General features: G+C 56.7%; 8 protein-coding genes, 1 tRNA gene and 4 pseudogenes. 5 read left to right on the top strand and 8 right to left on the bottom strand.

Going from position 1 to position 11,148, the window contains the following annotated elements; translation table 11 throughout:
* Positions 1–90: 90 nt before the first annotated feature.
* The 4 genes from NBH12_RS10050 to NBH12_RS10065 all read right to left on the bottom strand — a co-directional run bounded on the left by NBH12_RS10050 (position 91) and on the right by NBH12_RS10065 (position 4,632).
* Complete coding sequence (locus NBH12_RS10050) at positions 91–3,099, bottom strand: DUF7604 domain-containing protein (protein WP_250819448.1); 3,009 nt, start codon at positions 3,097–3,099, stop codon at positions 91–93.
* 684 nt (positions 3,100–3,783) lie between these two features.
* On the bottom strand, positions 3,784–4,218 hold the full coding sequence (locus tag NBH12_RS10055) for a hypothetical protein (RefSeq protein ID WP_032742660.1): 435 nt from the start codon (positions 4,216–4,218) through the stop codon (positions 3,784–3,786).
* Positions 4,219–4,281: 63 nt separating this feature from the next.
* Positions 4,282–4,488 (bottom strand): hypothetical protein, encoded by a 207-nt coding sequence (locus NBH12_RS10060; protein ID WP_029575564.1) that lies wholly within the window; start codon positions 4,486–4,488, stop codon positions 4,282–4,284.
* A gap of 70 nt (positions 4,489–4,558) precedes the next feature.
* A tRNA-Gly gene (locus NBH12_RS10065) sits at positions 4,559–4,632 on the bottom strand.
* Positions 4,633–4,889: 257 nt separating this feature from the next.
* Between NBH12_RS10065 and NBH12_RS10070 the strand changes: the two genes are divergently transcribed.
* Entirely contained in the window at positions 4,890–5,498 is a 609-nt protein-coding gene (locus NBH12_RS10070; protein WP_250819449.1) for a cation:proton antiporter domain-containing protein, read from the top strand.
* A gap of 33 nt (positions 5,499–5,531) precedes the next feature.
* Here the strand turns inward: NBH12_RS10070 and NBH12_RS10075 are convergent.
* Positions 5,532–6,146, bottom strand: a pseudogene (locus tag NBH12_RS10075) (alpha-amylase family glycosyl hydrolase); the annotation flags it as partial.
* 38 nt (positions 6,147–6,184) lie between these two features.
* Positions 6,185–6,634: a holo-ACP synthase gene (locus tag NBH12_RS10080; RefSeq protein ID WP_161519420.1), complete on the bottom strand. Its 450-nt coding sequence runs from the start codon at positions 6,632–6,634 to the stop codon at positions 6,185–6,187.
* A 289-nt stretch (positions 6,635–6,923) separates the two neighbouring features.
* Between NBH12_RS10080 and NBH12_RS10085 the strand changes: the two genes are divergently transcribed.
* The 4 genes and pseudogenes from NBH12_RS10085 to NBH12_RS10100 form a co-directional block, all read left to right on the top strand.
* A complete protein-coding gene (locus tag NBH12_RS10085; protein ID WP_250819451.1) occupies positions 6,924–7,478 on the top strand; it encodes a methylated-DNA--[protein]-cysteine S-methyltransferase in 555 nt (184 codons plus the stop codon).
* Positions 7,479–7,709: 231 nt separating this feature from the next.
* The gene (locus tag NBH12_RS10090; protein WP_025221147.1) at positions 7,710–9,047 is read left to right on the top strand and encodes a DUF2974 domain-containing protein; all 1,338 of its coding nucleotides are present in this window, start codon (positions 7,710–7,712) and stop codon (positions 9,045–9,047) included.
* Between the two features lie 71 nt (positions 9,048–9,118).
* Positions 9,119–9,784 carry a TetR/AcrR family transcriptional regulator gene (locus NBH12_RS10095; protein WP_025221146.1) on the top strand — a complete coding sequence of 222 codons (666 nt, stop codon included), beginning with the start codon at positions 9,119–9,121 and terminating at the stop codon, positions 9,782–9,784.
* A gap of 27 nt (positions 9,785–9,811) precedes the next feature.
* Positions 9,812–10,176: pseudogene (locus NBH12_RS10100) on the top strand (transposase); the annotation flags it as partial.
* A 79-nt stretch (positions 10,177–10,255) separates the two neighbouring features.
* Here NBH12_RS10100 and NBH12_RS10105 read toward each other — a convergent pair.
* Positions 10,256–10,564, bottom strand: a pseudogene (locus NBH12_RS10105) (transposase); the annotation flags it as partial.
* A 322-nt stretch (positions 10,565–10,886) separates the two neighbouring features.
* Positions 10,887–10,967, bottom strand: a pseudogene (locus NBH12_RS11045) (transposase); the annotation flags it as partial.
* Positions 10,968–11,148 lie beyond the last annotated feature (181 nt).

Genomic DNA, 11,148 nt, shown 5'->3' on the forward strand with positions numbered 1-11,148 from the left:
GGAGCCTTTGTCGACTCCCCTCAGTCCGCCTTCGGCGGCCAGCTCCCCTCCCTGAGGGGAGCCAGGGGCGGCCGCCTCAGGCTGTTCGGGTCAGACGAGCTGACGCTTGCGCCAGACGGTGTAGCCGGCACCGGCCAACAAGGCCAACAGGCCAAGGCCACCGCCGTAGATCAGCCAGTCACGGGCCGAGCGGCCACCGGTCACCGGCAAGCTAGACACGGCGACAAAGACGTTCGTGAAGTCAGCCGACTTTGGATTATCCGTCTTATCGGAATCGCCGTCGGCGTACACGTACTCGACATTGGTCTTGTAGCCGGAGCCGTCAGTCTTCTTGCTCACCGTGACCTTGACGGTCACCGTATCGGTGTCGTACTTCCAGCCCGCGGGATTGCCCGACTGATCCTCGGAAACTGTGAACTCGTAGACGGCCGAAGTCGTACCGGTCGGGGCCTTGAGCTGCAACGTCGAACCGTCCGGGAACTTGGCATCCGCCGGGGTGCCAATGGTCTGTAAGTCGGACTTGGACGCGGTCGCGGTCAACGAGCCGTTGCTATCCTTCGGCCAGGTCACGCCATCCTTGCACGCGGCGTTACTTTTGGCGCCGGTCAGGTTGAATGTGAAGTCCTTGGACGCGGCGGCACCCTGCACGGTCTTGCTCACCTTGACGTTTGCATTGACATCAAGATCAACACGGTTCAACGTGTTCGTGATAGTCACGTCATATGTCTTAACGTTGTCGAACTTCGTCATGTTCGGCTCAGCCTTCCACAGATCGTCGGCAGTGATGGTCACCGTCTGGCTCTGGCTGTAGGACGCCGTGTAACCGTCTACATTGGTTTCTTCCACAAAGTAGGTGCCTGGGGCCAAGTTCCCCAAGGAACCAGTCCAGCCACCATCCTTGGCCAGGGTGAGGGTATCGACCTTCTGGCCGTCGTCGGCATGGTCACCCTTGTAGATGTTGACCGTCACCTTCGAGCCATCCTTTGGCTCGGAATCGGTCGGATCCCATTTCTTGGTCACCTGAATCTTGCCGGTCTTCACCTGCAGGACAGGCTTCTGATATGTCACGTTATCCTTCGACACGCAATCCTTCGCGACATTGTTGACTGCGGTGCACTCGGAATACGCTAAATGGGCCTCCGCGTTGGAATAGAAACCGTCCTTGTTTTCCGAATCTGTACCGGTACCAGTTTCACCCTGATGCACGGTGTTATCCGTATCCGTGTAGCCGCCCTTTTCGGACTGCTTGTTCGACGCATACGTCTCATACGCCTTATCGGAAGGCTTGACCTTGAACTGCACCGAATAGGTCACGTCCTTGGCCAGCGTGAAGCCGTCCCTGAACGTCACTGTCACCGTACGGGTAGCGACATCATAGGTCTTGGACGCCACTTCGGCATCAACATTCGACCTGTCACTCGTAACCACCGTAACGCCAGACGTAATCTCACCAGACTGCTTGTCATACTCAAACAACGGGTCGGCGTAGTCGGACAGGGTATCGACGATACTCACCTTGCCATACGACTTCGTCGTGGTCGTGGTGATGATCTGGCCGAGGTCCTTGAACACCTGAGCCAACTCACCGGAAGTCGTGGTACCGGAGACCGTGTTGCCCTTGACATTCAGGCTCAGGGTGTAGGAATCCTTCTGACCAGTAGCCGCAGAATCCACCTCATCCTTCGAAATCGACTTCTGAATCTTCGGGGTGTCCAGCTTGACCTTCTTGGTCACGACCCACTTACCATGCGCGGACTTCTCTGACGCGACGCTGACGGTCACATACCGGTTGCCGGTCGCAGTATCAATCTGAGGAGTTGCATCGTATTCACCGCAATCGCCATCACAGGTGAACGAGACATTGTAATCATTCCAATTAGTGTTTTCGCTGGCGGACAGAGTGAACTTCACCTGTTCGGACGTGTCCGTATCCGACAGCATGTTCACCACTTTGCTGGTAGCGGAATTAGAACCGGTTACGCCACCGGTCTGCTCGGAACCATAGGTCTGCGACTCGACCTTGCCAGCAAACGTATCAGAAGCGTTGTTCGTGGTCACAGTGGTCTCCGCATTGGAGAACAGCACGCCGAAGATCGCCGCCTGAATCTCGCGCCCATAATGGACCCCCATCGTCACCGATACGGTATCCGGTGACTTGGTCTTGTACAGGTATATGCCTGGATTGGCACCAGTCCTCACACCACCACCGGTCACGGTCTTGTGGTCAGCGGAGAACGTCTGAACACCGAACGCATAATTCTTGTAGTCGGCATCACCCTGTTGCGGGAACTGGGCCACTTGCTCGATCTCGTTTGAAGAAGTGAACGAGATACTCTCATTGTTGTTCGTGCTCTCGGCATCCGCCATCATAAACGAATAATTGCCGGTGATTTCACTGCCATCAGCATTTACGATCTTGATGTCCGTCAGCTCTACCGTGGACTCGGTATTGTAAGATCCGGTTCTCTGATACAGAGCAGGCTTGGTTCCTTCAGGGAAACCGGCATAACCGTAATGGCCGAACGCCGCTTTATTCCAAGTAGGCACGGCGGCCGAACGCAACGTACGACCACCCGTATACTTGATGTTGAACTTCATCGTCAACGAGTCCGAAAGCTTCACGCTCATGGGCTGAAGCTGGTCCTTGTCCGCGGTGAAGTTCGTCATATCCAGCCAGCACACGTTATTCAGTCCAGAGGCAACGTTACCTGCATACACACAGCTGCCATTCGTGGCTTCGGCTGCCTGCGTGTTCAACGTCGAAGTCGGAGCAGGAGCCGTCTGCTCGGTGAGTTCCGAGGCGGCAGCATCGGTATCGGCACTTGCGGCGTCATCAGACTTGGTCGCATCGGCCTTGGTCGAATCATCCTTGTTACCGGTATCCGTACCGGCGTCCTTACTGTCGGTGTTTGCCGGAGTTTCGGTTTGGGCGGTGGACTGCTGGGTATCGGCCGCAGACTGGTCATCGGCCATGGCGGTCGCGCTCACGCCGGCGACGCCGCCAAGCATCGCTACGGCGGCCACGACGGCCACTAGCCGTTTGCCACTCTTGCTCGCTGCGGCCCCTACCGCAGCGAACCATTCTGCAATTCTCTTCATAGCCTTGCCTGTCTCTTACGATCGCGTACGCCAAAGCCTGGCGTCACACCTACAAGGCGTTACGTTATTAAGCAAAAAGCACGAATGCGTCCACCCGGATAGAGGGAAATTCTTACCCGATATTGAAAAGAACCTTGGAATTTCTGAAAAGTGGCACCCTCGTCATCCACCCTACGATAACGGACTTTTTCGTCCCTGTGGGGCGTGCTGCTCCCACAATTCGGGAATAGGGGCAGATTTGCTGCCGCTACGTGGGGCGCGGAGTTACCGTCGGCCGTCAGCATGCCACCGTTCTGTGTGTGCAATGCCACATGGTCACACGTCGTTACGCATATGCGAAGACATGCTACATGCAATTTTTGTGAACACAAACATACGACTCACCAAGGCCGTGTTCTGTTGCGGGCGGTGGCGTTACGGGCAATGTTGTGGGTAGCACCTTAGCCACAAACCTATATATAAGGTCCATAAGATACGAATCTGCGTTACGTCGTGGGTGAAGAGGACCTCATTCATCGGCATACCGCTGTTTGCAGATTCTGTTCTACCGCGCTATATCCTGATTTTCAGTGTTTTCAGGGTATAGAGAGTTCCATAGAGCATGCTGCGCCCTGATTCCGACGATTATCGAGGTATAGAACGCGCTTCGGCCCAACAACCATATACCCCCAAAGGCGGCAACAATTACAAGTTATCCCGCACCATCGCAACGACATCATGATTGATTTTGTTGATGACAGGGTCGGCAAGCATCTCATCAAGAGTCATCCAGCGGCAGTCCTTGGCACCAACATGGAACTCAGTGGAACGCCAGGCGTCAGGCATTACCGTTACGCTAGCGCGGTATAGCGTGTATTCGTAATAACGAACCTCTCCATCATGCTCCGTGGATGGCTTCTCAGAATCCTTCACACAAATGTGAGACAGAGTAAAGTCTTTAGCAGGAATTCCGAATTCATCGGCAAAATACGTCGTCAGCTGACGAACATCCTCATCAGTACTGCTTGCGGTTGCATGATTAGGGAAAAAGTCGCATCCCCAACCTAAATCACGATACAGAAGATATCGGTTAGCGTCTTTCACCGCAATGATCGAGCTTCTTCGTTCGGTTCTATCCATGTTGGCGATATCCTCATACAGTGTTATGGCATCATACTTATTTCTGCAAGCAGTGATCAAACTTCATATTCCATAGAACATGAAGATAATGCTCAATGCAAGGAGCAATCCTTGAAAAATTTGGTCGAGTCCAGATGTGAGAGCAGCAGGAATGTAAAACAATCCTTCGATGATGATGGCAACCCCATTGGCAATCGGGCCGAAACCAATCTGCTCTTTGTGCTCAAAGAGTTTGGCACGCAGTTCAGCTTCGTCGATTCTCAACACCATGAGTACTAATACTACTCGGGGTAGCTCACCCTTCCGGTATTCCCAATTAGATACACCAACATATAAATAGTGGAGCGGATGACGGGAATCGAACCCGCGTAATCAGTTTGGAAGACTGAGGCTCTACCATTGAGCTACATCCGCGCAAACGTCGCTTTTGGCGACTTGGGTTATTATACATATTTCTGTGGGGATGGCAACCGCGCCTGTCGCAGGGTTGTCACACGGCAAGACTACATGACCGCTTCGAGACAACGGGACGAACTACACTGCCGAAACGTATTCAAGAAAACGGAGAGAATTCGATCAGACCATGACCTATGATCTCGTCTCGCTATCCATCATCATGATGATTGCAGTGGCGTGTCCTATCATCACGCAGCTTATTCCCGGCAAAACCCATGCCGCAGACCGTGCTGCTGCTGGTGTTCGGGGCGATATTCGGACCATTCATCCTAGATAAAATCTGGGTGACCAAAGCCGTTGAACTGCTCAGCGAACTGGGTCTGGCGTTCCTGTTCCAGCTTGATGTGGTGCTGGGCGCGTTCGCGGCCGGCTTCATCCTGCGATTCGTCACGCCGAACGGCAACCATACATTGAACCTGAAGCTCGAAGGCGTGGGCTATGGCTTCCTTATTCCCGTGTTTTTCGTGGTTTCCGGCGCATCCATTGACGTGAAAACGGTCGTGGCCAATCCTGCACTGCTCATCACCTTCATCATCATGCTGCTGGTGCACGCGGTGCCAATTTTTGTGGCCACGACGCTCGACCATCGAGTCAACCCACTCGACCCGCAGGATAAGCTCACCGTTTCGCTGTATTTTACAACGGCTCTGCCGCTGATTGTGGCCGTGACTTCTCTTGCGGTGCAGGGCGGCACCATGCACCAAACCACCGCGTCAACGCTGGTGGCCGCCGGCGCCGTGACCGTATTCCTCATGCCGCTCCTCGGCGGATTGACATCCAAATTGATGAAAGGTGAGACCCGACTCATCGCGCCGACGGCCTGAACGACGCGCACGGGGGGAAGAAAAACGATAACTCACTGAGTCGATGCACAGGCTGATACCGGCGCGGCGCAGCTTCTTGGCGAGCGCGGCGAGGTCCTCGTTGGTGCCGAGCTTCGGGTCTACAGCGTCGAAGTCCTGGACCGCATAGCCACCGTCATTGTTCGGGTGGGGCATGTCGAGCAGCGGCATGAGGTGCAGGTAAGTGAGCCTCTGCTCCTTGAGGTACGGAATTTTGTCAGCGAGCTTTTTGAGATCGCCGGCGAATAGGTCGGTGTACATGGTCATGCCGAACATGTCGCCGCGCTTGTACCAATCCGGGTCTTGTTCGCGGGACTTGTCGAGACGCTTCAGGTCGGCGGGGCGATCGGCGTAGGCCTCAGCCATGCTGTCGATGAGCGATTCGAAGGCGGCATGGTTGTTGTACAGACTCATGAAGAGCCGCTCAAGTTCATCCTTATGAGCTGCGAAGCGGGTATTGAAAACAGTGCCGGTATGCCTTTTCTTTGCCTTATCCTGCGCGATTGACTTCTCTGCCTGTGCCGACTTGGTTGCTCTTAGCCACCGGAAACTCCTTCGTCTCCGCCCGCTGCTCGCGTCAATCGTTTGACGCGTTGCGCCAACTATATCAAACCGGTTCGATGCATGCAACCAAAGACGCGTCGGAGCAAAGCCGAATTTTGTGCGATTCAGCGGATTTCGCGCGAATTATTACCGGATTGAATCATCACCACGGCGGACGCAACCGGGCCATCATGGCTCAGGGAGATGCGGACGTCGGGGATCGAACCCAAGTAATCAGTCTGGAACGCCGGCGATGCGTCACCACTCAGCGACACATGCGGCACACCGCGCGAATCATCGAGAATCTCAATCTCGCGCCACGGGAAATTATCCAGCGTGAACGGGAACGGCGCACCCCCCAGAAAATCACACCACGCTTTAAGGAACGCCTCTTTGCCGGCCCACTTGGCGGCCAGATGGACAGCTTCGCCATCGTTTTTTTGGCGTGCACGGTCCGCCGCCTGCCGTACCTCGCGCACGGAAAACAGCGCACGCATATGCGAGCCCGGCTGCCCCAACTGCTCAGCGAACGCGGCCACATCCACCACGTCATGCCCCAAACCAAATGTGTTCATGGTTCCCATTGTCCACCGCTTCGCGCGCAAGTTCCACATTCCATCAAAATTGAGCTCTAATTCCATTTCAAGGGGCTGATTTGAGCTTTTCCGAATATCTATCTCCGTTTCGAGGGGCCGGTCATCCTTTACACCACAAGTATCCACAGCATAATGCCAACGCCATTCCGCCATTTTTGCGCCTCGTCTACTTGGACACCAGCCCCTTGAAACGGAAGTAGACCTCCGAAGAAACGTAAATCAGCCCCTCGAAATGCAGAAAGCCGCGCGAACACGCCATAATGGCTGTATGGCACAACGGCAATTGATACGCACCACCGCGGAAACACCCATCGGTCGGATGATGATGGCTTCAGACGGTGAGGCGCTCACCGAGCTATGCCTCGAGGACTGGTGGTGGGCCGCCAAGAACCGGCAGAAAGACAACTGTACGCCAGATTCCGAACTCGAGGTGTTCCGCATAACCCGCGACTGGCTGCAGGCCTACTTTGCAGACAAACGCCCAAGCCTCAGCCAGGCCCCACCGATGAATCCGGCGGCCACTCCGTTTCAGCACGAAGTATGGCAACTCGTTGCAGAGATTCCTTACGGCATGACGGCCAGTTACGGAGAGATAGCCGCCGAGCTGTCCGAACGCCGCGGCGGCGGGCGAATGGCTGCGCAAGCGGTTGGAGGTGCGGTCAAGCGCAATCCGATCACCATCATCGTGCCTTGCCATCGCGTGGTCGGATCAGGCCGTGCGTTTGGCGGCTATGGCGGCCGGCTCGACATCAAGGCCGAACTGCTCGAGCACGAGGGCGTGGATATGACGCGATTCGATCTGCTCGATATCCGGCCGGTATAAATCGGCACTCAACGCCCACGGCAAACGACAACCGGCACTCAGCACAGGGCTCCGCCCCGACCACCCAACAATTTCCCGAGTCATGCCGAGAAACCCATACGGAATTGTTCACCATCAGTGCACCATCGGCAACCATACAATCCCTACAATGGAAGGCACACGGCAGCAGGCAAACCGCAGCTGTGTATGAACTTGGGGCCGCAGGGCCATAAGCAAAATCGGGAGGCGTGTATGACCGGCATCATCGACTATGCACGCACCGAATTGCGCCCATTCTCCGAATTGCCGTTCAATGAAATCGACGCCCTGATCATCGCCACACTCATTTATGAAGACGTGGCCAACATCTGCCCCACACTGATGCTTGACGAACAGCAGCAATCCGGCTCATTCGCCACGCGCATCCGCACATTTGAACCCAAACATCCGTTGATATGGCTCAAAGGGCTCTGGCATCCGGCAATGGAATCAATCAGCCTCAAAGAGGCCAACCAAGAATTGCATCGTTCAATCGATACATCGGAGGATGACAAACCCCACGAAGCCCAAATGGTCTCGGTGATCGATCCACACCTCACCCATACCCTGTTCGAGGAGGCCGGCAATAATCCGCGCTTTACCGGCATACAGCTGGGAGCCGTCGTCGAGCATGTCAACCGCGGCGAGCAAACCCAATTTGCCGCGGCGACGTTCCAGCTGCCCGACGGCCGAAACCGTCGCAACCCTACGCATAAAGGCACCATGGTCCTCTCCTTCCGCGGAACCGATGATTCGCTAATCGGCTGGAAAGAGGATTTCAACATGGCTTTCCAGTACCCAGTACCGGCCCAACGCGCAGCCAGTGCATATCTGGATACGGTGGCCCGCCTATGGGACGGTCCGATCGTTCTGGTAGGCCACTCCAAAGGCGGCAATCTGGCGATTTATGCGGCGATGAACGCCGACGCCAAAGTCCAAAACCGCATTCGGCATATCTATTCGCTGGACGGCCCCGGCTTTCCCTCGGAAATCGTGACCAGCCCCGCCTACCGCAGGATCCAGCCAAAGGTGACGAAAATCGTGCCGAGCTCATCGATTGTGGGCATGATTTTCGAGACTCCTGAACCATGCCGTGTGGTGTCTTCCGATTCGGACGGCATTATGCAGCATTCCGCATTCACCTGGCTGGTGGACGGCGATCAGTTCGTCACCGAGCCCGATCTCAGCTCCAGCTCCCAACTGTTCAACGAAGAGTTGAATCATTGGGTTGGCGCGCTTACGCCGGAACAGCGCGAGCGTGCAGTGGACGCCCTGTTCACCGTGCTGCACTCCAATGGCGCCACGACGTTCAGCGAAGTGATGAGCAATTTCCCCGCTTCAATCCCTTCCATGCTTGGCGCGTTCGTGGGACTCACCCCCGAGGATCGGCGGCATTTAGCCGAAGCAGTGCCCATTCTGATCAAGGCCGCCACCGCCAAACACAAGACAGATTCCGCCAACGCCAAGGCAGCGGCAGACGCCGACGAACCAAACGGCACACCCGCTACCGAGCAGAAGAACGAACCCAACGATAAACCCACAAATGTCTAGAGATACTAGTTATAGTGTCCAATAACTTATTGGACAGCATGACTATTATCGCAATGCGTTAGGAGGAAGAGATGCCGCGTCCACGTCATGATTCCGAGGTGCTGCCAGCCAAAGAGCGCCTCGAAAACGCTTTCTGGGAACTACTCGCCGACCGCGACTACCGCAAAATCACCGTTACCGATGTGGTAAGCGAGGCCGGAGTCAACCGCAATTCGTTCTATTACCACTTCTCCGGACTGTCGGAACTGGCCGATTCCGCCATTCTGCATCAGGTCGAATCCATCCCGATCAACCGCACCCCCGACCCGAACGGCAACCCCGAGGAGCAGTGGCGCGAACGCATCACCGCCACGCTCGCCAACCCGGAACAGCGCCAGCGCCTCGACCGATTGGCTCTGCTGGCCGGCCCGCACAGCACGCTGGAACTGACTGAATCCCTACGCGATTTCTGCCGACTGCAGATGATCAGCATGCTGCAACGAGACCCCGAACATCTTGACCTCACAACCGATCTCATGATCGAATTCACCGTAGGCGGCATGCTTGCAGTGCTTCAGCGCTGGCCCAAGCTGAGCGGCACCATCGAGATCAAGGATCTGCTCAAGGAAGACGTGGCCGTGCTGGCCATGGGCATCTATCTGGCCATGAGCCGCGAAGACATGCTCGATTACTGGAACCGCATCTTTGCACACGGTCCACAGAACAGCAACAATACTGCTGCCGGCCATCACAACTAGGGTGTGTTTACACTAGTTGGGTTTTTGGCCGTGTTCTCCATGGAAACCAGGGACAAGGCGTTGGAGAAGGCGGAATCGCCGCCAAGGACATGGAATCGAGGAAACTCAAGGAGGCCGCCAGATGCCTCAGGGAGGGCATCGGCGAGACGACGACCCACCTGCTCGACGACTACCCGCGCGAGCATCGCCGTCGCATCCGCACCAACAACATGATCGAACGTCCCAACCGGGAAATCCGTCGGCGCACGCGCGTGGTCGGCGGCTTCCCCGACGGGCGCTGCGCCCTGATGCTCATATGCGCGAGAGTCCGCTACGTGACCTCCAGCGAGTGGTCGACGCGACGCTACCTCGACATGTCAGGGCTCGGTGAGAACGTACCAGCAGCGAACTGATCATCGCCACGGGGCGGGCGAAGACCAAAGTGCGCAAAAACTCGGGCACCAGGGGCTGCGGACATTTTCTTGGAGATAATCACGCAGCCATTCCTTGGCTTTGACGGTATTGTACCGGGCTCATCCAACCAAGCGACTGTTTGATGCGCTCGTGGTTGTACCAGCGTATGTACTCATCGACCAAGGCGAGCACCTCGTTGCGGGTGTGTTCCTCCCACTTCTCGGGGTAGACCGCCTCGGTCTTCATCCTGCCGAAGAATCCCTCCGCGGCCGCGTTGTCCGGCGAACAGCCCTTCGCGCTCATGGAGCGCGTCAGCCCGAAGCGTTCCATGAGCGCGAGCCATCCGGGCCACCGGCAGTGGCATCCACGGTCGGAATGCACCAGGGGACGCGCGTTCCCCGGCAGCGTCGAGGCCGCTTTCTCCAGCATCCGGTTGGCCAGCTCCGCGTTGGGGCTGAAGCCGGCGGTGTATGCGACGATCTTGCCATCGAAGCAGTCGACCGGCGGCGAAAGGCACGCCCTTCCCGTCCCTGGCCTTGATCTCGCTGATGTCCGTCAGCCACTTCTCGTTCGGCCGTTCGGCCGTGAAGTCCCGGTCGACGAGATTGTCGGGAGCCGGCGTCGTCTCGCCCTCGTAGGAACTATACCTGCGTCGCTTGGGCGCGTGCGCCACGAGCCCTTCCTCCGCCATGATCCTGCGGACCGCCTTCTCCGAGACGCCGGTCTTGAGCACCGCCTTGATCCTGCGGTACCCGTACCTGCCCTTGGAAGCGGCGAACGCCCCGGCCACCTCCGCCCTGAGTCCGGCGTACTTGTCAACGCCGAGCCGGGCGTGGTGGCAGTAGGTGGCTGCTGGGCGCGATGGCGAGCAAGCATGTCATCGACCTGAGCGAATACGCCGGCCTCAACCGGTCGATCAACAGGGTCTTCTCCCTGTTCGACAGGCGCCGCAGGTCGGCGCCGGGGTCTTT

The sequence above is a fragment of the Bifidobacterium sp. M3-N-101 genome, assembly GCF_023656805.1.
GTDB classification, from domain to species: Bacteria; Actinomycetota; Actinomycetes; order Actinomycetales; family Bifidobacteriaceae; genus Bifidobacterium; species Bifidobacterium breve.